22 protein-coding genes are annotated in these 24,480 nt (G+C 59.8%); 15 read left to right on the top strand and 7 right to left on the bottom strand.

What is annotated here, in order from left to right; translation table 11 throughout:
* Window positions 1–170 precede the first annotated feature (170 nt).
* Entirely contained in the window at window positions 171–947 is a 777-nt protein-coding gene (locus tag BR48_RS0108875) for a Bax inhibitor-1/YccA family protein (protein ID WP_027230973.1), read from the top strand.
* 151 nt (window positions 948–1,098) lie between these two features.
* Window positions 1,099–1,656, top strand: coding sequence for a GNAT family N-acetyltransferase (locus BR48_RS0108880; RefSeq protein ID WP_027230974.1), 558 nt, complete (start codon window positions 1,099–1,101; stop codon window positions 1,654–1,656).
* Window positions 1,657–1,662: 6 nt separating this feature from the next.
* Here the strand turns inward: BR48_RS0108880 and BR48_RS0108885 are convergent, their stop codons facing one another.
* From BR48_RS0108885 to acnA, 3 genes are all read right to left on the bottom strand, one after another.
* Window positions 1,663–2,034, bottom strand: a complete 372-nt coding sequence (locus BR48_RS0108885) for a DUF2794 domain-containing protein (protein WP_027230975.1) — start codon at window positions 2,032–2,034, stop codon at window positions 1,663–1,665.
* Between the two features lie 389 nt (window positions 2,035–2,423).
* On the bottom strand, window positions 2,424–3,197 hold the full coding sequence (locus BR48_RS0108890; protein WP_155810828.1) for a DUF1223 domain-containing protein: 774 nt from the start codon (window positions 3,195–3,197) through the stop codon (window positions 2,424–2,426).
* 187 nt (window positions 3,198–3,384) lie between these two features.
* A complete protein-coding gene (acnA, locus tag BR48_RS0108895; RefSeq protein WP_027230977.1) occupies window positions 3,385–6,072 on the bottom strand; it encodes an aconitate hydratase AcnA in 2,688 nt (895 codons plus the stop codon).
* A 290-nt stretch (window positions 6,073–6,362) separates the two neighbouring features.
* Between acnA and ccmA the strand changes: the two genes are divergently transcribed.
* The 5 genes from ccmA to BR48_RS0108920 are packed head-to-tail and all read left to right on the top strand — an operon-like array spanning window position 6,363 to window position 9,217.
* Window positions 6,363–6,971, top strand: a complete 609-nt coding sequence (ccmA, locus tag BR48_RS0108900; protein WP_027230978.1) for a heme ABC exporter ATP-binding protein CcmA — start codon at window positions 6,363–6,365, stop codon at window positions 6,969–6,971.
* A complete protein-coding gene (gene ccmB, locus BR48_RS0108905) occupies window positions 6,971–7,636 on the top strand; it encodes a heme exporter protein CcmB (RefSeq protein ID WP_027230979.1) in 666 nt (221 codons plus the stop codon). The genes ccmA and ccmB overlap by 1 nt, the downstream gene beginning before the upstream one ends.
* A gap of 47 nt (window positions 7,637–7,683) precedes the next feature.
* The gene (locus BR48_RS0108910) at window positions 7,684–8,451 is read left to right on the top strand and encodes a heme ABC transporter permease (protein WP_027230980.1); all 768 of its coding nucleotides are present in this window, start codon (window positions 7,684–7,686) and stop codon (window positions 8,449–8,451) included.
* Complete coding sequence (gene ccmD, locus BR48_RS0108915) at window positions 8,448–8,618, top strand: heme exporter protein CcmD (protein WP_027230981.1); 171 nt, start codon at window positions 8,448–8,450, stop codon at window positions 8,616–8,618. Before BR48_RS0108910 ends, ccmD begins: the two co-directional genes overlap by 4 nt.
* The gene (locus BR48_RS0108920; RefSeq protein ID WP_027230982.1) at window positions 8,615–9,217 is read left to right on the top strand and encodes a DsbE family thiol:disulfide interchange protein; all 603 of its coding nucleotides are present in this window, start codon (window positions 8,615–8,617) and stop codon (window positions 9,215–9,217) included. Before ccmD ends, BR48_RS0108920 begins: the two co-directional genes overlap by 4 nt.
* Before the next feature lie 13 nt (window positions 9,218–9,230).
* On the opposite strand, the gene BR48_RS0108925 is transcribed toward BR48_RS0108920, so the two are convergent.
* From BR48_RS0108925 to dapF, 4 genes are read right to left on the bottom strand one after another with little or no spacing between them, the layout of a single operon-like run.
* Entirely contained in the window at window positions 9,231–9,899 is a 669-nt protein-coding gene (locus BR48_RS0108925) for a septation protein A (protein ID WP_027230983.1), read from the bottom strand.
* Window positions 9,899–11,476, bottom strand: a complete 1,578-nt coding sequence (ftsY, locus tag BR48_RS0108930) for a signal recognition particle-docking protein FtsY (RefSeq protein WP_027230984.1) — start codon at window positions 11,474–11,476, stop codon at window positions 9,899–9,901. Before ftsY ends, BR48_RS0108925 begins: the two co-directional genes overlap by 1 nt.
* A gap of 17 nt (window positions 11,477–11,493) precedes the next feature.
* Window positions 11,494–12,777 carry a tRNA (N(6)-L-threonylcarbamoyladenosine(37)-C(2))-methylthiotransferase MtaB gene (mtaB, locus tag BR48_RS0108935; protein ID WP_027230985.1) on the bottom strand — a complete coding sequence of 428 codons (1,284 nt, stop codon included), beginning with the start codon at window positions 12,775–12,777 and terminating at the stop codon, window positions 11,494–11,496.
* Window positions 12,777–13,670, bottom strand: a complete 894-nt coding sequence (gene dapF, locus BR48_RS0108940) for a diaminopimelate epimerase (protein ID WP_027230986.1) — start codon at window positions 13,668–13,670, stop codon at window positions 12,777–12,779. Before dapF ends, mtaB begins: the two co-directional genes overlap by 1 nt.
* A gap of 391 nt (window positions 13,671–14,061) precedes the next feature.
* Here dapF and BR48_RS0108945 point away from each other — a divergent pair, with 391 nt between their 5' ends.
* The 8 genes from BR48_RS0108945 (at window position 14,062) to BR48_RS0108985 (ending at window position 24,467) form a co-directional block, all read left to right on the top strand.
* Window positions 14,062–14,598, top strand: coding sequence for an AprI/Inh family metalloprotease inhibitor (locus BR48_RS0108945; protein ID WP_027230987.1), 537 nt, complete (start codon window positions 14,062–14,064; stop codon window positions 14,596–14,598).
* Window positions 14,599–14,649: 51 nt separating this feature from the next.
* The gene (gene zapE, locus BR48_RS24170) at window positions 14,650–15,837 is read left to right on the top strand and encodes a cell division protein ZapE (RefSeq protein WP_036813588.1); all 1,188 of its coding nucleotides are present in this window, start codon (window positions 14,650–14,652) and stop codon (window positions 15,835–15,837) included.
* Window positions 15,838–16,138: 301 nt separating this feature from the next.
* Entirely contained in the window at window positions 16,139–17,101 is a 963-nt protein-coding gene (gene mdh, locus BR48_RS0108955; protein ID WP_027230988.1) for a malate dehydrogenase, read from the top strand.
* A 64-nt stretch (window positions 17,102–17,165) separates the two neighbouring features.
* Window positions 17,166–18,362 carry an ADP-forming succinate--CoA ligase subunit beta gene (gene sucC, locus BR48_RS0108960; protein WP_027230989.1) on the top strand — a complete coding sequence of 399 codons (1,197 nt, stop codon included), beginning with the start codon at window positions 17,166–17,168 and terminating at the stop codon, window positions 18,360–18,362.
* A gap of 3 nt (window positions 18,363–18,365) precedes the next feature.
* A complete protein-coding gene (gene sucD, locus BR48_RS0108965) occupies window positions 18,366–19,280 on the top strand; it encodes a succinate--CoA ligase subunit alpha (protein WP_027230990.1) in 915 nt (304 codons plus the stop codon).
* Between the two features lie 165 nt (window positions 19,281–19,445).
* Window positions 19,446–22,460, top strand: coding sequence for a 2-oxoglutarate dehydrogenase E1 component (locus BR48_RS0108970; RefSeq protein WP_027230991.1), 3,015 nt, complete (start codon window positions 19,446–19,448; stop codon window positions 22,458–22,460).
* Window positions 22,461–22,490: 30 nt separating this feature from the next.
* Window positions 22,491–23,789, top strand: a complete 1,299-nt coding sequence (gene odhB / locus BR48_RS0108975) for a 2-oxoglutarate dehydrogenase complex dihydrolipoyllysine-residue succinyltransferase (RefSeq protein WP_027230992.1) — start codon at window positions 22,491–22,493, stop codon at window positions 23,787–23,789.
* 210 nt (window positions 23,790–23,999) lie between these two features.
* Window positions 24,000–24,467: a hypothetical protein gene (locus tag BR48_RS0108985; protein ID WP_210165009.1), complete on the top strand. Its 468-nt coding sequence runs from the start codon at window positions 24,000–24,002 to the stop codon at window positions 24,465–24,467.
* The last annotated feature ends 13 nt before the right edge of the window (window positions 24,468–24,480 follow it).

Below are 24,480 nucleotides of genomic sequence, written 5' to 3' on the forward strand. Positions count from 1 at the left end.
TTTACCAATTTACTCATAATTTGGCGCGCTAACACGCAATCTTGAGTAGTTGAGGTCTTGTTATGGACCCGAGGAATCCCCATAATTCGTCGCAAGGCATGCTGGGGTCCCGCCAGCGGCGCCTGGGGAATAACCCGACACCCGACGGGACGAAGCAAATGAGGAAAACCATGGCTGACTATCGCAATATCCAGGCCCGCACATCGGCCGGAATGCGTGTGGACGCGGGGATCGATCAGGGTCTGCGCAGCTACATGCTGAAGGTCTACAATCTAATGGGCATCGGTCTCGCAGTGACCGGCCTCGCTGCGCTCGCCACCGTTTATTTCGCGACAACCAATGACCCATCTCTCGCCGCCGCACAGTTGCCGAACGGCAAGATGTTAACCAATCTCGGTGTTGCCCTCTACGGCTCGCCGCTGCGTTGGGTTGTCATGCTCGCGCCGCTTGCCGCGGTGTTCTTCTTGAGTTTCCGCATTGAGCGGATGAGCGTATCGGCTGCCCAGACCACATTCTGGGTTTATGCTGGGCTTGTCGGTCTCTCGCTGTCCTCGATCTTCCTGATCTATACCTCGGGTAGCATCGTGCAGACCTTCTTTATCACCGCCGCGTCGTTCGGTGCTCTTTCGCTTTATGGCTACACCACAAAGCGTGACCTGTCCGCGATGGGCTCGTTCCTGTTCATGGGTCTGATCGGCATCATCCTTGCGTCGCTGGTCAACATCTTCCTTGCATCGAGCGCTTTGCAGTTCGCAATCTCGGCAATCGGCGTCCTGGTCTTTGCAGGCCTGACTGCCTACGACACGCAGCAGATCAAGGAAATGTATTACGAAGGCGACGCTTCGGACACCTATGGCCGCAAGGCAATCATGGGCGCCCTGCGGCTCTACCTCGACTTCATCAACATGTTCATGTTCCTGCTGCAGTTCCTGGGTAACCGCAACTAGGCTTCGAGCATGGAAATAACAAAAAGGGCAGCGGAAACGCTGCCCTTTTTCGTTGAGCGTAATTCCCCACCAGAGTAACGCGTTTCCACTTTAAAATGCCGGCAAAGACGTGCATGAAACGGGCACGATCATTTTCCCCCTGTGAGAGCCAATGTCAGAGATTCATATCCGCCCGGCGCAGCCAGCCGACCTCGCGAGCATCACCGAAATTTACCGCGATGCCGTCCTTCACGGAACGGCGACCTATGAGATCGACCCGCCGGACCAGGCGGAAATGACGAAGCGGTTCCACGCAATCACCACGGACGGCTTTCCCTATATCGTCGCCGAACTGGACGGGGCCGTGATTGGCTACGCCTATGCAAGCTATTTCCGCACGCGTCCGGCCTATTGGTGGTCGGTGGAGGATTCGATCTATATCGCGCCCGACGCCAAGGGAAAGGGCTTGGGCAAGCAACTGCTGAGCCAGTTGATCAAGGACTGTACCGCCCTTGGTTTCCGGCAGTTTATCGCCGTCATCGGGGATGGGCATGAGGATTCCGCTTCCGTTAGGCTCCATACCCGCGCAGGGTTCGCATATTCCGGCACAATCAGAGCTTCCGGCTTCAAGCATGGCCGCTGGCTCGATACTGTGCTGATGCAGCTGGAGATGAATGGCGGGGCGCATACGCTTCCAGGAAAGCCGCCCTTGCGGAGCGAGGACGCTTAAAACGCGTCAGCCACGCACGAGGCTCAAACCCTTGTCGAACACCTTTAAAACGCGGTCGAGGTCGTGGCCGCGCTTGAGAATAAGACCGCTTGCCGCGATAACGCTGTAGGCGCCCTGCTTGCGGGCAAGTTTCGGGTTCTTTACCACCCGAAACATCGGAACCTCGCTGGCCCTGCGAAAGATGGAAAACACCGCTCGATCCATCAAGTGGTCAATGGCGTAGTCCCGCCATTCGCCGGCGGAAACCATGAAACCGTAGATTCGAAGGATCTGATCCAGTTCACGCCGGTTGAAGGTAACGGGCAACTCGCTACTGCGTGTGAGGGGAATTAGAGTTGCCTGCTGTTGCGCTTCGTCGCCACCTGCATTGCTGTCCATCAATCATCCGCCTTTGTATGCCGTGTGACACCTGGATGACATCAGGGTGACCTTTTCTGGGCCGATTTACAAGTCCGGAATGATTTCCGAAGGGCGACGACGAGGGTTAGGAACCGGTTTTGCGATGATGTCACGAAGAAATACGCACTGTCTCCAATGGTGATTATTGGACACATTCTCGCCATTTTCTGTTCGCATTGCCGCCCGATTCCGCACCCAACATCCCTCGCATGTTGTCTGAGACGGTTCGGTCTTGACAGTCCGATACCCCAAGCCCCCCGCCCAACGGGTTGTTTGGGCCGAACCATCAGTCTCCCTGAATGGCAACATGCCCCAATATCTCAGGCCGGATTTATCCGGCCTGTTTTTGTTTAGGAGAGCGCCTTCGGCTACTGTTTGGCGGCCATGATCGACGCGCCGATAATTGGTCCTGGCTGACCCTCGCCCAGCATCTCCTGCAGAAGCACGGCACATCCTGTCGACTTCTTGCTGGCAATTTCGCTGATCGGTATTTCAATCTTCTGGGCCTTGCCGTCCCACATGCCGACGGTTTCCATCGCACGCACGCTGTTGGCATAGCTGACTTTACGCCCGATATTTTCGCCATCCGGAATGGCCACGATGGATTCGCGATTGAAATAGGCGAGGAGGACGCGGACAGGTTTTGTCGGTACTGGCCCTTGGCCGATATCGATGACGAGGCGGTCGGGCGTTGCCTTGGCAATATTGACCGGAATGGTAAGGCCCGAATCGGTATCGCGCATCTCGGCGATGCGGCGGCGAATCTTCTGTCCATCCTGTCCGTTGACGTGGACACGGCCGTTGATAATCACCTGGGGCGTATAGACGCCGTTGAGGCCCAGTGCGACGCGATAAGCATTCTGGCGTTCGGTGTTTTCAGGCAGGGCGAGCGTGTCGATCCAGCCCCGATAATCCCAATAATCCACGTGAAAGGCGAGCGCGACGATCTTGCCTTCGGCGACGAGTTCCTTGAGTACCGCGTCCGCGGGAGGGCAGGATCCGCAACCCTGCGACGTATAGAGTTCGACAACGCCCTCGGGTTTCTTGCCAACATCATCAGCGCAGACCGGAAGCACATAGGCGGCCGCAGCAATGAGCGGTGCGCCGATCAGCAAGCGTCTGGAAAGTTTGCGCAGATACACGGGTTAAATTCTCTTCCCAATTCGAGTGGGATTGTTGTCGGATAAAAGGATTGCGAGAAGATTGATAGGAGCCGCCCTTTTCAAGGGGAAGTCACTTTGAGGTGAATTCGATCACGTTTTGGCTCACATTCATTCAAAAGGGCCGCCGATCACTCGGCGGCCCTTCAATACTCATGTCACTGGAGCGTCAGGCGGCGAGATCGCGCAGCACGTACTGCAGGATGCCGCCATTCTTCAGATATTCAAGCTCGTCGATCGTATCGATGCGGCAGATGAGCGGCACCTGTTTGACACTGCCATCGGCATAGGTGACCGTGGCGAATGTCTTCTGCCGCGGCTGGATCGTGGCAAGCCCGTCGATCGAGACGGTTTCGTCGCCCTTGAGGCCGAGCGACTGCCAGCTCGTGCCGTCTTCGAGAACGAATGGCACGATTCCCATGCCGACGAGGTTCGAACGGTGGATACGCTCGAAGGACTGAGCGATAACGGCGCGGACGCCGAGAAGGCTGGTGCCCTTCGCCGCCCAGTCACGCGACGAACCATTGCCGTACTCCACGCCGGCGAAGATCACCAGCGGCACGTTCTCCGCACGATACTGCATGGCAGCATCATAGATCGGCATTTCCTCCTTGGAAGGATAATGGATCGTGTAGCCGCCTTCGCGGCCGTTCTCACCAAGCATGTGGTTGCGGATGCGGATATTGGCGAAGGTGCCGCGCATCATGACCTCATGATTGCCTCGACGCGTGCCGTACTGGTTGAAGTCCAGCGGGGCGACGCCGTGATCGGTGAGGTACTTCCCGGCAGGCGAAGCCGCCTTGATCGAACCGGCCGGCGAAATATGGTCGGTGGTGATCTTGTCACCGAAGAGACCAAGGATGCGTGCACCCTTGATATCGTTGACCTTGCCGGGCGTCTTGCCCATGCCGACGAAGTAGGGCGGGTTTTGCACATAGGTCGACTGGTCGTCCCACGCGTAGGTCTGGCCGGCAGGCGCCTGCACAGCCTGCCAGTTCTCGTCACCCTTAAAGACGTCGGCATATTTCGATGCAAACAGTGCGCGGGTAACGTTCTTTACGATGAACTCCTGGATCTCATGCGATGACGGCCAGATGTCCTTGAGGAAGACCGGGTTGCCGTTCTGATCTTCGCCGAGCGGCTCGGTGGTGAGGTCCTTCGTTACAGTACCGGCGAGCGCATAGGCGACGACGAGCGGCGGCGAGGCGAGGTAGTTTGCCTGAACGTCCGGGGAGACTCGGCCTTCGAAGTTGCGGTTGCCGGAAAGTACGGCGGCCGCGATCAGGCCCTTGTCGTTGATCGTCTTCGAGATCGGTGCCGGCAGCGGGCCGGAATTGCCGATGCAGGTCGTGCAGCCGAAGCCAACAAGGTTGAAGCCGAGCTTGTCGAGTTCCTTCTGCAGTCCGGCGTTCTCGAGATAGGCGGCAACCACCTGCGATCCGGGGGCAAGCGATGTCTTGACCCAGGGCTTCGACTTCAGGCCCTTGGCGGCCGCGTTGCGGGCAAGGAGCCCTGCGGCGATGAGGACGCTCGGATTCGAGGTGTTGGTGCAGGAGGTAATCGCAGCGATGGCAACGTCGCCATGGCCGAGATCGTAGTCCTCGCCTTCAACCGCGTAACGCGCGTCGAGCTGCGTCGTCTTCTTGTATTCTTTCTGCAGGGACTCGTGGAAGCCGGAAGCGATGCCTTCCAGCGCAATACGGCCCTCAGGGCGCTTCGGTCCCGCCATGGAAGGCACGACAGTACCGAGATCGAGTTCAAGCGTGTCGGTGAAGACTGGATCGGGCGAATCGCTCTCGCGCCACATGCCCTGCGCCTTCGAATAGGCTTCAACCAGGGCAAGCCGGTCTTCGTCGCGGCCCGACATGTGCATGTAATTGATGGTTTCGCCATCGATCGGGAAAAAGCCGCAGGTTGCGCCGTATTCCGGACCCATATTGCCGATCGTCGCCCGGTCGGCCAGCGTCATGCTTTCGAGACCCGGTCCGAAGAACTCGACGAATTTGCCGACGACGCCCTTCTTGCGCAACATCTGGACGACAGTGAGAACGAGGTCGGTGGCGGTGACGCCCTCCTTGACCTTGCCGGTCAGGCGGAAGCCGATAACCTCCGGAAGGAGCATGGAGACGGGTTGGCCGAGCATGGATGCCTCAGCCTCGATGCCGCCAACGCCCCAGCCGAGCACGCCAAGGCCGTTGACCATCGTCGTGTGCGAATCGGTGCCGACGCAGGTATCGGGATAGGCGACGGTGACGCCATCCTCTTCCTTCGTCCAGACACCCTGCGCCAGATATTCTAGATTGACCTGATGGCAGATGCCGGTACCGGGCGGGACAACCCGAAAATTCTTGAACGCCTGCTGGCCCCACTTCAAGAAGCGGTAACGCTCGCCATTGCGCTCATACTCGAGATCGACATTGCGCTTGAACGCCTGCGGGTTGCCGAATTCATCGACGATGACAGAGTGGTCGATGACGAGGTCCACCGGGACGAGCGGATTGATCTTCTCGGGATCGCCGCCGAGATTGACCATGGCGTCGCGCATGGCGGCGAGGTCCACGACGGCTGGAACGCCGGTGAAGTCCTGCATCAGCACGCGCGCGGGCCGATAGGCGATTTCAGCGCCAGCGCTGCCGCGGTCGACGAGCCACTTGGCAATGTTCTCGATGTCCTTCTTGAAAACCGAGCGGTTGTCTTCGAAGCGAAGCAGGTTTTCGAGAAGAACCTTCATGGAAAACGGCAGTCGGGAGATGCCTTCCAGACCATTCTTTTCCGCTTCCACCAGGCTGTAATAGACATATTCCTTGCCCCCGACGGTGAGGGTCTTACGGGATTTGAAACTGTCGATTTGAGACATTCTTCGTTCGTCCTTATGCTGCGGCCTAACCCGGGACGAACGCCTTTGCCGCGTTTCAAGGACGCGCTAAGGTGCGGGTGCAGTCATTTCCGCTGTCCGTCCCGACACAGTTTCCCCAACGGGTGTCCGTATCCGAGATCGGCCAAAAATTGTTTCCACACCGACCGCTGGCATGGTTGAGGCCTATATAGAGTTTTTCGCCGATCTGTGCCAGACCGACATTTGGCAAAAATGCATGCTGCGTCGAAATGATCACGCGGCGATTGGGGATAGACGAGAGCGGGCAAAACATGCGGTTAGTCGCCGAAAAACTGGCTGGAGAGCGCGGCGGGGAGACGCTGTTTTCCGATCTGGACTTCACGGTGGCGGCCGGAGAGGCGCTGTTGGTGACGGGTCCGAACGGCGCGGGGAAATCGACGCTCCTGCGAATCATCGCCGGGCTGCTTGCCCGCTCCGCTGGCTCGCTGCGCGTGGTCGAGGGTTCGGAAAACTCGGACGAGGTGGCGCAGCTTGCCCACTACCTTGGGCATCTCAACGCCATGAAACCAGTGCTCAGCATCGAAGAAAACCTGGAGTTCTGGCGCGCGTTCAATGGAGCGGGAAAACGCTCCGTCATTGCCGCGCTCGACAAGGTCGGCCTTGGCGACATCGCGCATCTTCCCTTCGGCTATCTTTCGACAGGCCAGAAGCGCCGCGCCAGCATTGCCCGGCTTCTCGTCAGCGACCGTCCGCTGTGGTTGCTCGACGAGCCGACGGCAGGATTGGACAAGGCGTCGGAGCTGCAATTTGCGGGCCTGATGCAGGAGCACCTCGGAAATGGCGGTATAGTGATCGCGGCGACACATCTTCCGCTTGGCCTCGAGGTCGCGGGTGAACTCCGGCTGGGGGCGTCCACCTGATGGGAGCGCTCTTTGTTCGGGAAGTACGGCTTGGGCTACGATCGGGAGCCGGTATCCTCATCGGCGTTCTATTTTTTCTTGCCGTGATTGCTGTCGTTCCGTTCGGCGTTGGCCCCGATCTCAAACTGCTTGCACGCATAGGTGCGGCTATGTTGTGGATAGGGGCTCTGCTCGCCACCTTGCTCGGTCTCGACCGGCTGTTCCAGGCAGACCGCGACGACGGCTCGCTCGACCTCCTGATCATGGCCTCCGAACGGCACCTCTTGACGCTGACGGTGCTGGTCAAATGCCTCGCGCACTGGACGGTCAGCGTGCTGCCACTGGTGGTCGCCTCGCCGCTGCTTGGCCTCTTCATGAACATGGAACCTGCCGCCATTGGTGCGACCACGGCAACGCTGCTCGTCGGAACGCCGGCGATTACCCTGATCGGCGCCGTCGGCGCTGCTGTCGCCGTATCCTTGCCCCGGGGCGGGCTCCTCGTATCAGTCATAGTCCTGCCGCTGACTGTGCCGGTCCTCATCTTCGGCGTCTCTGCGTCCTATGGCGCAGTTGAAGATCCCGCGCCGTTTCTGGCACCCTTCCTTATTCTCGCTGCGATTACTCTGTTTTTTGCAGTGCTGGGACCGCTTGCAGCAGCAGCGGCGCTGAAATCGTCGGCGGACTGACAGAGAGGTGAATTGTGCAACGGGCACCGGAAAGCTAAGAAACGAGCATGAGTGAGACTGTTTCAAAGACCGGACGCTGGATCGACTGGGCAAATCCCACGCGGTTCATGAGCTTTGCCGGGGTGATCCTGCCATGGCTTGCCGGGCTGACGCTGATCGTTCTGGCGGGCGGGCTGTGGATGTCGATGCAGGCGCCGGACGATTACCAGCAGGGCGCGACGGTCAAGATAATGTTCATTCACGTGCCTTTCGCCTGGCTTTCGATGATGTGCTATACGATTATGACCATTGCTGCCCTTGGCACGCTGGTCTGGCGTCACCCGCTCGCCGACGTTTCCGCAAAGGCCGCGGCGCCCATCGGCGCAGTCTTCACGGCTCTTGCGCTTATCACCGGCTCGCTTTGGGGCAAACCCATGTGGGGCACATGGTGGGTGTGGGATGCGCGGCTGACCTCGGTCTTCGTTCTGTTCCTCATGTATCTCGGCATCATCGCGCTCACCCGCGCCATGGATGATCCGGCGAAATCCGCAAGGGCGACGGCAATCCTGACGCTTGTCGGTTTCATCAACATTCCGATCATCAAGTTTTCCGTCGATTGGTGGAATACGCTGCATCAGCCGGCTTCGGTTTTTCGCATGGGCGGTTCAACTATTGACGGTTCGCTGCTGCGGCCGCTGCTGGTCATGGCCATCGGATTCACGCTCCTCTTTTTCACCTTGCACCTGATGGCGATGCGCAACGAAATCTTGCGCCGCCGGGTTGTCGCCATGCGCCGTGTCGCGGCCCGCAATGCTGACCGGGGGCCGGTGCAATGAGCAGCCACGCAGGGTTTATCATAGCCGCCTATGGCGTATCATTTATTGCGCTCGCCGGATTGATCGGGTGGGTCTTCATCGATCAGCGCCTGCAAAACCGGGCGCTGCGTGAGCTGGAGTCGCGCGGCGTGCGTCGTCGCTCCGAGGGGAAGGGTGCGCAGCCTTGAGCCAGCAGGAAGGACTTCAACCGCCGCGGGCCAAACGCAACTCGTTTTTCGTATTCCTGCCGTTGATCATCTTCATCGGCCTTGCCGCAATCTTTGCCTTTCAGCTCGCATCTGGGCGCGATGAATCGGTCATCCCTTCGGCGCTGATCGGCAAGCCTGCGCCGGCGTTGTCGCTGCCGGCAATCCCGGGACTGGCCCGGAACGGACAGCCGGTCGGCGGCCTAGATCCGGCAAGCTTCAAGGGCCAGGTGACCCTGCTCAATGTCTTCGGTTCCTGGTGTGTGCCATGCCGAATGGAACATCCGCTGCTCATGAAATTGGGTGAGGACAAGCGGTTTCAGCTTGCCGGCCTCAACTACAAGGACAAGGCCGAGAATGCGCTGGGCTTTCTTCGTGAGCTTGGCAACCCATATGCCGTGGTCGGCGCCGATGACAGCGGACGCGCCGCGATCGAATGGGGTGTTTACGGCGTTCCCGAAACCTTCCTGATTGGTCGCGACGGCAATGTCGCCTTCAAGCATGTCGGACCGCTCAGCGAGACGTCGATCCGCGACGAACTCATGCCGGCCATTGAGGCGGCGCTCAAGGCAAATCAATAATCGTCGAGCGCAGCTACTTGCCGTTGTTTCCTGCCTTTTCGGCAGCCGGCTGGTCGAGAGAATACTTCATGACCAGCGGCATCTGGGCAAAGGTGAAGATAAGGGTGAGCGGCATCGTGCCCCACACCTTGAAGGCGACCCAGAAGTCCGTCGAGAAACTGCGCCAGATCACTTCATTCAGGACTGCCAGGAACAGGAAGAAGATGCCCCAACGCAGCGTAAGCTTGCGCCAGCCTTCGGCGTTCAGCCGGAAGGCGCTGTCGAAGACGTAGCCGAGCAGAGATTTGCCGAAGAAGAGACCACCAAGCAGGATGAGGCCGAACAGCGTGTTTATGATCGTCGGCTTGATCTTGATAAAGGTTTCGTTGTGAAGCCACAAAGTCAGCGCGCCAAAGACGAACACAACGATGCCGGATACGAGCGGCATGATCGGCAGGGTACGCAAAAGGAGCCAGGAGGCGCCGAGCGCCACCGCCGTCGCCACCATGAACAAGGCGGTCGCGATGAAGATCGGACCGCCAATATTGGCGAGGAAAGGAAGGTGTTCGACCAGCCATTCCCCACGCGAATTGGCGAAGAAGAAGACCATGAGCGGGCCGAGTTCAAGCGCCAGCTTGAGGAATGGATTGACGTCCTTGTGTGCCGGATCCGACGGGTCGCGTTCGAATACTGATTGGTCCATTATGCGACTCCCGCGATGGCTTTGGCGAAATCTTTGGCGGCGAAGGGTTCGAGGTCATCGACCTGTTCGCCGACGCCGATGAAATAGACAGGCAGTTTGTGCTTGGCCGATATGGCCACAAGAATGCCACCGCGCGCGGTGCCGTCAAGCTTGGTCATGACAAGGCCGTTCACGCCGGCGATGTTCTTGAAGATTTCGACCTGGTTGAGGGCGTTCTGCCCGGTGGTGGCGTCGAGCGTCTGCAACACCGTATGCGGGGCATCGGGATCGTGCTTGCCGAGCACGCGAACGATCTTCGCGAGTTCTTCCATCAGTTCCGCGCGGTTCTGCAGCCGGCCTGCGGTATCGATGATCAGGACGTCGCTGCCGGCTTCCTTGGCTTGTTTCCAGGCATCGAAGGCAAGGCCCGCGGCATCCGCGCCGAGCTTGGACGATACGACCGGCGCGCCGGTGCGCTTGCCCCAGATGTGCAGCTGTTCGATTGCGGCGGCGCGGAAAGTATCTCCGGCCGCAAGCATGACGTTGAGGCCGCCGGCCGTCAGCTTGGCGGCAAGCTTGCCGATGGTCGTCGTCTTGCCGGTGCCGTTGACGCCGACCACGAGGATCACATGCGGCTTGTGGGATAGGTCGAGTTCAAGCGGCTTGGCGACGGGTCCCAAAACCTTCTCGATCTCGGTCGCCATGATGGTGCGCACTTCATCGGTGCTGATATCCTTGCCATAGCGCGTTGCACTCAATGCGTCGGTAACGCGAATGGCGGTTTCCATGCCGAGATCGGCCTGGATGAGGACATCCTCAAGATCCTGCAGCGTATCTTCATCGAGCTTGCGCTTGGTGAAGATCCCGCCAATCGAATCGCCGAGCTGCTGCGACGAGCGCGACAAGCCCTTGCGCAAGCGCTCGAACCAGGAGAGTCGCCTGGCCGGCTCAGCGGGCAAGGGCTCATCCGGCTTCTTGTCCTCTACGAACCTGGTCACTGTCACTTTGTTGGTGGACGGCTTGGCGACAGGTGCCGGTGTATCGACGGCTCCCGCGGGCTCGATATCCGCCGTTGGCGCTTCCGGGGCCGGAATTTCGACCGGCTCGATATCCGCGTCATCCATCGGGCCAGGGATCATGTCGATCGCGATCCCTGACGGTTCGTCGGCAGCTTCCGGCTCGGGTTCAGGTTCCTCGGGAACGGGCGCGGATTCGACCGGGACTGCGTGTGGTTCGAAGGCTGGTATATGTTCGGGTTCGGCCCGCCCGCTCGCTTCCGCTACGGCTTCGACCTGCTCGACCACGACTGGGGCAATTTCTGGCAGAATTTCGGGTTCGGATTCCGCTACAGTTTCCGGCTTCGTCGCGGGCTCGTCCGCAACCGGCGACTCAACCTCAATGGCGCCGAGCGCTTCGGCTGGCAGAACTGCCGCCTCTTCCACAGCTTCCTCGACCGACGGCGCGGACGCCACGGTGTCATCAGCAGGCGCGGCGAGGCTTTCCTGAGCCTCCGCTGCAACCTGCGGTTCTTCTGCGGAAACCTCTTCGACCTCCTTCTTACCGAAGGAGAAAATCTTCTTGATGAACCCCAGAGCCATGAATGCTGCTTTGCCTGTTATGCTGCGCGCCGGTCGCGACCGGTTGCCAGCAGCTTGTTACCGTCGTGCCCGCCGATCGTCCGCTCGATTATTTGGCCCGCAACGCCGCCGTCGATGCCGACGAGCGTGAAGCCCTCGGTGCGTCCCATGCCGTCGCGTTCAACGAGAACCTTCTGCGTGGTGCCGATGAGCCCGTCGAGATGCCTGTTGTATGCCGCATCGCCCGCCGCGCGCAGCCGTGCTGCCCGTTGCTTGACGATGCTGCGTTCGATCTGCGGCATACGGGCCGCGGGCGTTCCCTTGCGGGGACTGAACGGGAAGACATGCAGGTTTGTCAGGCCGCATTCTTCAACAATGCGGATGGAGTTTTCAAACATCTCATCCGTTTCGGTGGGAAAACCGGCGATGATATCGGCGCCGAACACGATGTCGGGACGGATCGTCCGGACTTCGGCGCAGAATGCGATCGAATTCTCCCGCGCATGCCGGCGCTTCATGCGTTTCAGGATCATGTTGTCGCCGGACTGGAGCGAGAGATGCAAATGCGGCATCAGCCGCGGTTCCGCCGCGAGCGCTTCCATCAGATCGTCGTCGGCCTCGATGGAGTCAATCGAGGAAAGACGCAGCCGCTTTAAGTCCGGAACCGATTTCAGTACCGTCTTGACCAATTTGCCAAGGCGCAGGCTTCCCGGCAGGTCGGGCCCGTAGCTTGTCATGTCGACGCCGGTGAGGACCACTTCGGCGTAGCCATTGCCGACCAGTCGCTTCACCTGTTCGACCACACCGCCCATCGGGACGGAGCGTGAGTTGCCACGCCCATAGGGAATGATACAGAAGGTGCAGCGGTGGTCACAGCCGTTCTGGACCTGCACGAAGGCGCGGGCGCGGCCCTCGATGGCGTCGACCATGTGCGATGCGGTTTCGCGCACCTCCATGATGTCGTTGACCCGAACCTTCTCGAACTGGTTGACGCCAAAATCCGGCAGCATGCGGTAGGAGTTCGACTTGAGCTTTTCCTCGTTGCCGAGCACGAGGTCGACCTCGTCCATTTCGGCGAACGCTTCCGCTTCCGTCTGCGCGGCGCAGCCCGTGACGATGATCCGCGCGGCGGGATTGTCGCGCCGGGCCTTGCGGATCGCCTGCCGGGCCTGGCGTACGGCCTCGCTGGTTACGGCACAGGTGTTGAAAATGATGGCGCCATTTTCCAGCGTGCCGAGACCGGCTGCATCGGCCTCGCGCTTCATCACTTCCGACTCATAGGTGTTGAGACGGCAGCCGAACGTTACGACGTCGACGCCCATCAGGCGGCTCCCTGCGACGATGCCGCTTCTTCGCGCTGCCAAGCGCCGGTTTGCGGGTCAAGGCTGCCGGCAAATTCCCACTCGGCCGGTCCGGTCATGATGACATGGTCGTTGTCGAGCCATTCAATCAGCAACGGGCCCCCGGGCACGGTTACGGTCACGGTACGGTCGGTGCGTCCGGTACGCGCAGCGGAAGCGGCAGCGGCGCAGGCGGCCGAACCGCAGGCGCGCGTAAGGCCGGCGCCACGTTCCCACGTGCGCAACGTCAGGGCATTGCGGCTGGTCACATGAGCGATGGAGATATTGGCGCGTTCCGGAAAGATGGGATGATTCTCGAGAAGCGGTCCGAAGCGTTCGAGGTCGTAGGTCCAGACATCCTGATCGACCCAGAAGATGGCATGCGGATTGCCCATGCTCGCGACGGAGGGCGAGTGCAGGACTGGCGCATCGATCGGCCCGATCTGAAGCTCGATCCGGCGCGTATCGTGGAAGGGTTCGGCGAGCGGAATGTCGCGCCAGTCGAAGCGCGGAATACCCATGTCGACGGAAATCTGGCCGTCGGCATGTTCCTGCGCCGTGAGGATTCCGGCGATCGTCTCGAATGTGAAGGCGCGCTTGTCCGTTTCGGCGCTGAGTGCCTGCACGACGCAACGCATACCGTTGCCGCATGCCTGCGCCTGGCTGCCATCCGAATTGATGATCTCGATATAGGCTTCGGTTCCGACGGTTCGCGGGTCGTGGATTGCCATGATCTGATCGAACTTCGTCGCCGGATCATGGTCGAGTGCAATGGCTGCGTGGGGGGCAATGCGATCGGCACGGCCGCGCATGTCAGCAACGATGATTTCGTTGCCAAGGCCGTTCATCTTCGCAAATTGCACCTGTCCTGCCATGCCTGTTGCTTGCCCGTTGCCGTCACTTCCCATTCATATGGGGCCTATATGGCGGAATTGGTGGAAAATTGCCAGTGCCGCCAGTAATCAATGGTGTCGCGGACGGAGGCGTCGGGCAAAGCGTTTCGATATAAGACTTTATTCACCTTGAAATGGTTGAATTGGTTAATGGCGCCAATATACGTATGCGGGCGTCAGCACGTGCAAGGTGTGGCGATATTGTCATTTCCGGCTACTTTCGCGAATTCTTGCCGCCGATTGGGCTTTGAATGTGGCTGTTTTTTCGATGCGCGGGTTGAAATTTCGCCGAGTTCACCTTTGTATCGCGGTTAATATTTGCCAAATGGAATCGCATTCCGGAGTTCGAATGCGCAGATGGAGAGCTGAGGTTATGGGGTCTTTGAAAGTCAATTTGCTGACCGTTGCCGCTGTAGGCATGGTACTGGCAGGATGCCAGAGTTCGCGGCTTGACCCCGTGTCTTCGGGTCCCGCCCCGCTTCAGCCGGCACCGTCCGGTAGCGTGAGTTCGAGCCAGTTGCCGCCGCCCGGTGGCGCAAATCAATTTCCGACCGCTCCGACCACGGGCACCCCGGGGACCGGTACCCAACCAAACACCCAGGTTGCCGCAATCCCGCCGGAAAATGCGCCGGATTTGACCGCCGGCAGCGTCGCCGGTGTGTGGAATGCTTCGATGGGCGGCCAGAGCTGCAAGATCGCGACACCGCAGACCAAGTTCGGCCAGGGTTACCGCGCCGGTCCGTTGCGTTGCCCGGGCGAACTCGCCAACCTCTCGTCGTGGGCAGTGAGCGGCAAGCAGCTGACGCTGTTTGATGCGGCGGGCGGCACGGTCGCCAAGCTCTATTCTACTGGCCAGTCGAGCTTCGACGGCCAGACATCCGGCGGACAGTCGCTGCGTCTGTCGCGATAACCAAGCACGGCGCGCCGGCATCCGCCGGCGCCCGCGGAGACTGCACCGCGCATGTCGCACGACAATCTGAAAGTCTTTCCTTCGGTCCGCGAGCGCTATGATGCGCTGGCGGCTGCCGGCGACATCGAGGTCGACCCGGCGCAACAACGGTTGGCGGATCGCTTTGACCGGCTGATCCATGAGCTTGCCACGACGCGTCTGGCTACGAAATCGAGCGCCCTCGGCTGGCTTTTCGGCCGAAAGGCGCCGCGGCGGGATTTTATCAAGGGCCTCTACATCCATGGCGAGGTGGGTCGCGGCAAGACGATGCTGATGGACATGTTCCACCAGCTTGTTCCGGCAAAGCGCAAGCGACGCGCGCATTTTCTCGATTTCATGGCGGATGTGCACGAGCGCATCAATGCGCACCGGCAGGCGCTGAAGAACGGGGATACCAAGCAGGAGGATCCGATTCCACCCGTTGCCGAGGCCCTGGCCGAGCAGGCCTGGGTTCTGTGCTTCGATGAATTCACGGTGACCGACATTGCAGACGCCATGATCCTGTCGCGGCTTTTCCGTGCCTTGTTCGAACGGGGTGTGGTTCTGGTCGCAACATCGAATGTGGCGCCCGACGATCTTTATCGCGACGGTCTCAACAGGCAATTGTTCCTGCCGTTCGTGGAGCTTCTCAAGACACATGTCGATGTCGTCAGTCTCGACGCGCGCACCGACTACCGCCTGGAAAAGCTCAATCATCTGCCGGTCTATCTTTCGCCGCTCGGCGACGAAACAAAACGGCAGATGGAGGCGGCCTGGCACGCGGCGACAGACGGAGCGGTTGTCACGCCGGATAGTTTGAAAGTGAAGGGGCACACGGTTTCGATCCCGCAAGCGACGCGCGGCACAGCCCGCTTCAGCTTCGCAGACCTATGTTCGAAACCGCTCGGTGCGGCCGACTACATGGCGATTGTCCAGCGCTACCGTACAGTCTTCATCGACGACGTGCCCGTCCTCGACTACCCTCGTCGCAACGAAGCGAAGCGCTTCATCATCCTCATCGATGTTCTCTACGACAACCAGGTTCACTTGGTGATGTCGGCTGCTGCTACCCCCGACCAACTCTACCACGCCAAAACCGGCACCGAGGCATTCGAATTCGACCGCACGGCATCGCGGCTCTTCGAAATGCAGAGCGAAGACTATATTGCCGCAACCGGCACAGCACATTCGCGTGCGGAGCCGAAATCGGCGGGCGTTTAGGGAGCCAGGGGAAGCCTGAAAACTCCCGGTTATTTCATCAATCTGACAAGTTCTGCGTGATAGAAACAGGCTTGAATGCGCTCGAAAAACTCAGCACCAATTGACGTTTACGTAAATCCCGTTAAATCTAAACGATTGAATTCATTGGGGTGAAAATTTTCGGTTGAGTTATTTTTCAAAGAGGAATATTCGAACGTCCCAACGCAAGGGCATGTTGTCATAGGTTTGCCGTCTGGCGGCTTGACTATCCAAATGTGTTCTTAGGCGTCCGTCAAGACTTCAGATCAAGGAAGCAACCAGCATGGCACGTAACAAAATCGCCCTCATCGGTTCAGGCATGATCGGTGGAACGCTTGCACATCTGATCGGGCTCAAGGAGCTCGGCGACATCGTGCTCTTCGACATCGCCGAGGGCATGCCCCAGGGCAAGGCACTCGACATTGCCCAGTCTTCGCCAGTGGATGATTTCGACGCCAAGCTTGCCGGCGCCAATGACTATTCCGCCATCGAAGGCGCTGACGTGGTCATCGTTACGGCCGGCGTGCCGCGCAAGCCGGGCATGAGCCGCGACGATCTTCTCGGCATCAACCTCAAGGTCATGGAACAGGTCGGCGCCGGCATCAAGAAATATGCGCCCGGCGCTTTCGTCATCTGCATCACCAATCCGCTGGACGCGATGGTCTGGGCGCTGCAGAAGTTTTCGGGCCTGCCGAAAAACATGGTCGTCGGCATGGCCGGCGTTCTCGACAGCGCGCGTTTCCGCTATTTCCTGGCTGAAGAATTCAAGGTTTCGGTAGAAGACGTCACTGCGTTCGTTCTCGGCGGCCACGGCGACTCAATGGTTCCGCTGACGCGCTATTCCACGGTTGCGGGCATTCCCCTGCCGGACCTGGTCAAGATGGGCTGGACGAGCCAGGAAAAGCTCGACCAGATCGTGCAGCGCACGCGTGATGGCGGCGCCGAGATCGTCGGCCTCCTCAAGACCGGCTCGGCCTATTATGCGCCCGCGGCATCGGCCGTGCAGATGGCGGAAGCCTATCTCAAGGACAAAAAGCGCGTTCTGCCCGTTGCCGCCCACCTCTCCGGGCAGTACGGCGTCAAGGACATGTATGTCGGCGTACCAGTCATCATCGGTGCAGGCGGCGTCGAACGCGTTATCGAGATCGACCTCAACAAGACCGAGGAAAAGGCCTTCGAAAATTCCGTCGCATCTGTTGCAGGTCTTTGCGAAGCCTGCATCGGCATCGCCCCGAACCTCAAGTAAATCCGGCCCCGGACCATTCTGAAACAATCCTCCGCGCGGGGATTTTTCGAGAGGAAACAGCTAAATGAATATTCACGAATATCAGGCGAAACGTCTGCTGCACACTTTTGGTGCGCCGATCGCCAACGGCGTTGCCGTCTATTCCGTCGAACAGGCGGAAGAATGGGCAAAGACGCTGCCGGGCCCGCTTTATGTGGTCAAGAGCCAGATCCATGCGGGCGGTCGCGGCAAGGGCAAGTTCAAGGAACTCGGCCCTGACGCAAAGGGCGGCGTTCGCCTGGCCCGCTCGGTCGAGGAAGTCGTTGCCAATGCCAAGGAAATGCTCGGAAACACGCTGGTTACCAAGCAGACCGGCCCCGCCGGCAGGCAGGTCAACCGCCTCTATATCGAGGACGGCGCCGATATCGAGCGTGAACTTTATCTGTCGATCCTCGTCGACCGCTCGGTCGGCCGTCCGTCCTTTGTCGTTTCAACCGAGGGCGGCATGGACATCGAGGCCGTCGCCCACGATACGCCAGAAAAGATCATCACCGTCGCGATCGATCCTGAAAAGGGCGTGACCGCGGATGATATCGCCAAGATCAGCGACGCTTATGGCCTGACCGGCGAAGCGCGCAAGGATGGGGAGTCGCTGTTCCCGGCGCTCTACAAGGCATTCACCGAGAAGGACATGAGCCTGCTCGAAGTCAATCCGCTCATTGTCATGAAGGATGGCCGCCTGCGCGTTCTCGACGCCAAGGTCTCCTTCGACGGCAATGCGCTTTTCCGCCACCCTGACGTTGTCGAACTGCGTGATGTCTCGGAAGAGGACGACAAGGAGATCGAGGCGTCGAAATACGACCTCGCCTATGTCGCCCTCGACGGCAATATCGGCTGCATGGTCAACGGCGCCGGCCTCGCCATGGCGACGATGGACATCATCAAGCTCTATGGTGCTGAGCCGGCGAACTTCCTCGACGTCGGCGGCGGCGCGAGCAAGGAGAAGGTAACGGCGGCGTTCAAGATCATCACTGCCGATCCGGCCGTGGAAGGCATCCTGATTAACATCTTCGGCGGCATCATGAAGTGCGATGTCATTGCCGAGGGCGTTATCGCGGCGGTCAAGGAAGTCGGTCTCAAGGTTCCTCTCGTGGTGCGCCTCGAAGGCACCAATGCCGAGCTTGGCAAGAAGATCATCAACGAGAGCGGCCTTAACGTTACGTCGGCCGACGACCTCGACGATGCAGCGCAGAAAATCGTCAAGGCGGTGAAGGGAAACTAAGGCATGTCTATTCTTGTCAACAAAGACACCAAGGTTCTCGTTCAGGGCCTGACCGGCAAGACCGGTACTTTCCACACCGAACAGGCGCTCGCCTATTACGGCACGCAGATGGTCGGCGGCATCCATCCGAAAAAGGGCGGCGAGACCTGGGAAGGCAAGTTGCCAACCGGCGCCAGCGCGCAGCTGCCGATTTTCGCTTCGGTTGCCGAAGGCAGGGACCGCACCGGCGCCAATGCCTCTGTGATCTATGTGCCGCCTGCAGGCGCGGCCGAAGCCATCATCGAAGCCATCGATGCGGAAGTTCCTTTGATCATCTGCATCACCGAAGGCATCCCGGTCATGGACATGGTGCGGGTCAAGGCGCGTCTCGATCGTTCGACATCGCGTCTGATCGGCCCGAACTGCCCGGGCGTTCTCACGCCTGAGGAATGCAAGATCGGGATCATGCCGGGCAACATCTTCATGAAAGGCTCGGTGGGTGTTGTATCCCGCTCCGGGACACTTACCTATGAAGCAGTGTTCCAAACGACGAACGAGGGCCTCGGCCAGACGACCGCTGTCGGAATCGGCGGCGATCCGGTCAAGGGTACCGAGTTCATCGATGTCCTGGAAATGTTCCTCGCTGACGAAGCGACGAAGTCGATCATCATGATCGGTGAAATCGGCGGCTCGGCTGAGGAAGATGCAGCGCAGTTCCTCGCCGACGAGGCCAAGCGTGGCCGCAAGAAGCCGATGGCCGGCTTCATTGCCGGCCGCACGGCCCCTGCGGGCCGGACGATGGGTCATGCGGGCGCGGTCATTTCCGGCGGCAAGGGCGGCGCGGAAGACAAGATTGCTGCTATGGAAGCAGCGGGCATCCGTGTTTCGCCTTCACCGGCGCAGCTTGGCAAGACGCTGGTCGAGGTCCTCAAGGGCTGACACCTGCTGGCGCCAGACGCCTGACGAAGAAGAACTATCGATTGGGGCGGGCGCCGCCCCGATCAATCCCCGGGGCCCGATTGGCCTCAACCCAGAGCGTTTCCGGCTCAGAAGGCCCGGCGAGCTCGCACAAAGGGAGACGGAGTCGGTACTCCGGTCACACATATGGCACGTCAAGAACAGGCCAACGACATCTTCGCACTTACCTCGTTCCTCTATGGCGGCAATGCGCACTATATCGAGGAGCTGCATGCCCAGTACGAAAAGGATCCGGCATCGGTCGGATCTGAGTGGCAGGAATTTTTCGCCAATCTCAACGATGCCAAGGACGATGTCATCAAGAACGCCAAGGGCGCGTCCTGGGAAAAGCCGAATTGGCCTATCGCGAGCAATGGCGAACTCGTCTCGGCGCTCGACGGCAATTGGGGCGAAGTTGAAAAGCACATAACCGATAAGCTGAAGGCGAAGTCCGCCAACGGTGCCGTAGCCAATGGCGCTGCTGCTCCCGTTCTGACGGCCTCGGACAGCGACATCATCCACGCCGCGCGTGATTCCGTGCGCGCCATCATGATGATCCGCGCCTACCGCATGCGCGGCCATCTCCATGCCAAGCTCGATCCGCTCGGCCTCGCCGAGGTCAAGGAAGATTACAACGAGCTTTCGCCGGAGAGCTACGGCTTCTCGCCTGCCGACTACGACCGCAAGATCTTCATCGACAATGTGCTGGGTCTCGAATACGCGACGATCCCGCAGATGCTCGATATCCTCAAGCGCACCTATTGCTCGACTATCGGCGTCGAATTCATGCACATTTCTGATCCTGTCGAGAAGGCATGGATTCAGGAACGCATCGAGGGCCCGGACAAGGGCGTTGCCTTCACCAATGAAGGCAAGAAGGCTATCCTTTCCAAGCTCGTCGAGGCGGAAGGTTTCGAACAATTCATCGACGTAAAGTACAAGGGCACGAAGCGTTTCGGTCTCGACGGCGGCGAAGCGCTCATTCCGGCGCTGGAGCAGATCGTCAAGCGCGGTGGTTCGATGGGTCTCAAGGAGATCGTCCTCGGCATGGCCCACCGCGGTCGCCTCAACGTGCTCAGCCAATTCATGGGCAAGCCGCACCGCGCGATTTTCCACGAGTTCAAGGGCGGCTCCTATACACCGGACGACGTCGAAGGTTCGGGCGATGTGAAGTACCACCTCGGCGCTTCCTCCGACCGTGAGTTCGACGGGAACAAGGTGCACCTGTCGTTGACGGCGAATCCGTCGCATCTCGAGATCGTCAATCCGGTCGTCATGGGCAAGGCGCGCGCCAAGCAGGATATTCTTGCCGGACGCGAGCGCGACGAGGTTGTCCCCCTCTCCGAACGCTCCAAGGTGATGCCGCTGCTGCTCCACGGCGATGCGGCCTTCGCTGGCCAGGGCGTAGTTGCGGAATGTCTCGGCCTTTCCGGTCTGCGCGGACACCGCGTTGCCGGTACCGTGCATTTCATCATCAACAACCAGATCGGCTTTACCACCAATCCGCGCTTTTCGCGTTCGTCGCCCTATCCGTCGGACGTTGCGAAAATGATCGAGGCACCGATCTTCCACGTCAACGGCGATGATCCTGAGGCGGTCGTCTACGTTGCCAAGATCGCCACTGAATACCGCATGACCTTCCATAAGCCGGTGGTGATCGACATGTTCTGCTACCGCCGTTTCGGCCACAACGAGGGTGACGAACCGGCGTTCACACAGCCGATCATGTACAAGAAGATCCGCAGCCAGAAAACGACTGTCCAGCTCTACGCCGCAAAGCTCATCGAGGAAGGCCTGATCACTGAGGCCGACCTGGAGAAGATCCGTGCCACCTGGCGCGAAACGCTGGAGCAAGAGTTCGAATCCGGCCAGGCCTACAAGCCCAACAAGGCAGATTGGCTCGATGGCGCCTGGAGCGGCCTGCGGACGGCGGACAATGCCGATGAACAACGGCGCGGCAAGACTAGCATTCCGGTCAAGACGCTGAAGGAAATCGGCAAGAAGTTGGCGGAAGTTCCGGCCGGTCTCAATGTCCACCGCACGATCCAGCGCTTCCAGGACAACCGCGCCAAGATGATCGAAACCGGCGAAGGTTTCGACTGGGCGACGGCTGAAGCTTTGGCATTCGGGTCCCTCGTCACGGAAGGGCACCCGGTGCGCCTCTCCGGCCAGGATGTCGAGCGCGGCACGTTCAGCCAGCGTCATTCGGTGCTTTACGATCAGGATACCGAACAACGCTATATTCCGCTCAACAATCTGCAGAAGGGCCAGGCTCTTTACGAAGTCATCAACTCAATGCTTTCCGAAGAGGCAGTGCTTGGTTTCGAGTACGGCTACTCGCTGTCGGATCCACGCGCGCTGACCTTGTGGGAAGCGCAGTTCGGTGACTTTGCCAACGGCGCGCAGGTCGTCTTCGACCAGTTCATATCATCGGGCGAGCGCAAGTGGCTGCGCATGTCCGGGCTCGTCTGTCTGCTGCCGCACGGCTATGAAGGCCAGGGTCCCGAGCATTCGTCAGCCCGTCTTGAGCGCTATCTGCAGCTTTGCGCGGAAGACAATATGCAAGTTGCGAACTGTACGACGCCGGCTAACTATTTCCATATCCTGCGCCGTCAGATGAAGCGTGACTTCCGCAAGCCGCTGATCCTGATGACGCCGAAGTCGCTGCTCCGCCATAAGCGGGCCGTTTCTTCAATCGGCGATTTCACCGGTGAATCCTCGTTCCATCGCCTGCTTTGGGATGATGCGCAGCTTCTCAAGGATCAGCCGATCAAGTTGCAGAAGGACTCGAAGATCCGCCGCGTCGTCCTGTGCTCGGGCAAGGTCTATTACGACCTTTACGAAGAGCGCGAAAAGCGTGGTATCGACGATGTCTACCTCCTGCGCGTCGAACAGCTTTACCCGTTCCCGGCCAAGGCCCTCATCACCGAGCTTTCCCGCTTCCGCAACGCGGAAATGGTGTGGTGCCAGGAAGAACCGAAAAACATGGGTGCCTGGGCATTCATCGATCCCTATCTCGAATGGGTCCTTGCACATATCGACGCCAAGCACCAGCGCGTGCGCTACACCGGCCGTCCCGCCGCCGCATCGACGGCAACGGGCCTCATGTCCAAACACCTTGCACAGCTCGAAGCATTCCTTGAAGATGCTTTGGGTTCCTAAGTAACTGACGATCAACGGAAGAGCGAACACATGGCTACCGAAATCCGCGTCCCTACGCTGGGCGAATCCGTTACCGAAGCAACCATTGGCAAATGGTTCAAGAAAGTCGGCGACGCGATTGCCGTTGACGAACCTTTGGTGGAACTCGAGACCGACAAGGTGACGATCGAAGTGCCGGCATCCGCTGCCGGTGCTCTGGCCGAAATCGCCGCCAAGGAAGGTGATACGGTCGAAGTCGGCGCGCTGCTCGGCACGATTGGCGCTGCCGATGGCGCAACTGCCGCCGCCCCTGCTGCCAAGAAGGAAGAGCCGAAGCCCGCGGCTGTCGCACAGGCATCCGGCGCCGGTGCTGCCGCCTCCACCGCAGAGGCCGCAACCAAGACCGCCGAAGTTGCCGGGGAGCCGCCGATTGCCGAACGCCGTCCAAGCGAAATGCCGGCCTCTCCGGCCGCCTCGAAGCTGCTCGCTGAAAAAGGCGTTTCGGTTTCTCAGGTCGAAGGCTCGGGCAAACGCGGCCAGGTACTCAAAGGTGATGTGCTCGATATCGTCGCCAAGGGTGTCCCGGCGCAGCAGCCGGCATCCGAAGCGCCAAAGGCCGTTGCGCGCCCCGCTTCGCCGGCCGACGATGCCTCGCGCGAAGAGCGGGTGAAGATGACCCGCCTGCGCCAGACCATCGCCAAGCGCCTAAAGGATGCGCAGAACAGCGCTGCCATGCTAACCACCTATAACGAGGTGGACATGTCGGCGGTGATGGAACTTCGCAATCGCTATAAGGAGCTGTTCGAGAAGAAGCATGGCGTGAAGCTTGGCTTCATGGGCTTCTTCACCAAGGCGGTCACCCATGCGCTGAAGGAGATCCCGGCGGTCAACGCCGAGATCGACGGCAACGACATCATCTACAAGAACTTCGCCCATGTCGGTGTCGCCGTCGGCACGGACAAGGGTCTCGTTGTTCCAGTTGTGCGCAACGCCGACCAGATGTCGATCGCCGAGATCGAAAAAGAAATCGGCCGCCTCGGCAAGGCCGCCCGCGATGGCGCGCTGTCGATGGCCGACATGCAGGGCGGTACCTTCACGATTTCGAACGGTGGCGTCTATGGTTCGCTGATGTCCTCGCCGATCCTCAATGCCCCGCAGTCTGGCATTCTCGGCATGCATAAAATCCAGGAGCGCCCGGTCGTCGTCGGCGGCCAGATTGTCATCCGTCCAATGATGTATCTCGCCTTGAGCTACGATCATCGTATCGTCGATGGCAAGGAGGCGGTCACGTTCCTTGTCCGTGTCAAGGATACGCTCGAGGATCCGGAGCGTCTCGTACTCGACCTTTAGTGCCAATATTCAACCAAGCAGGATCGTCACCGGGCGGTCCTGCGGCCGGAGAATGAGCATGTCGCACTATATTTACGAACTCAATCACGCAACTGGATTGGTGTTCATCGGACTGGGCATCAAGCTCGCAACGCAGCAGGCGAGCCAGAACTGATGGGGTCCCGGAAGCGTCTCCGCTGTCTGCATCTCGCCGCTGTTCTTGCAGCAAGCATGCCGCTGCTCGCAACGCCGGCCTTTGCCGCATGCACGCAGGATCGTGCCGTCTATACCGACAAGGACGACGACTATACGCTGACCTTCAAGCGCGTTCCCGATGATGCGGAGGATGCCTCCAACGAGTTTTCGCTCCAGTTGAACGAAACCGACCTTCGGCTTGATGGCGTCGTTGCCTGGACCGAAGAAGTTGCCCGGCCGAATGGGACTATCTCCTATAAATGTCCGCCCGCGAAGACCGGTGTGGAGCTTGATGCCTGCACCGTATGGCAGGGTGTCATCTATGCGCTGACCGAGGGGGCCGACGCGGATCTCCTGCCCAAGGCCAAGGAACCTGCGGCGCAGGCCTTGCTGCTGCCGGACCTTACCAGCGCCATGACCCGCTACAATTTCAAGCTCGACAAGCCTGTCGAAGCATTTCCCTGGGAAGTTTTTCGTTTCAAAGAATGCGTGCCCGAGCAGTAATCGCGCCGGGCGG

Source organism: Phyllobacterium sp. UNC302MFCol5.2, from assembly GCF_000686005.1.
In the GTDB taxonomy this organism is placed as follows: domain Bacteria; phylum Pseudomonadota; class Alphaproteobacteria; order Rhizobiales; family Rhizobiaceae; genus Phyllobacterium; species Phyllobacterium pellucidum.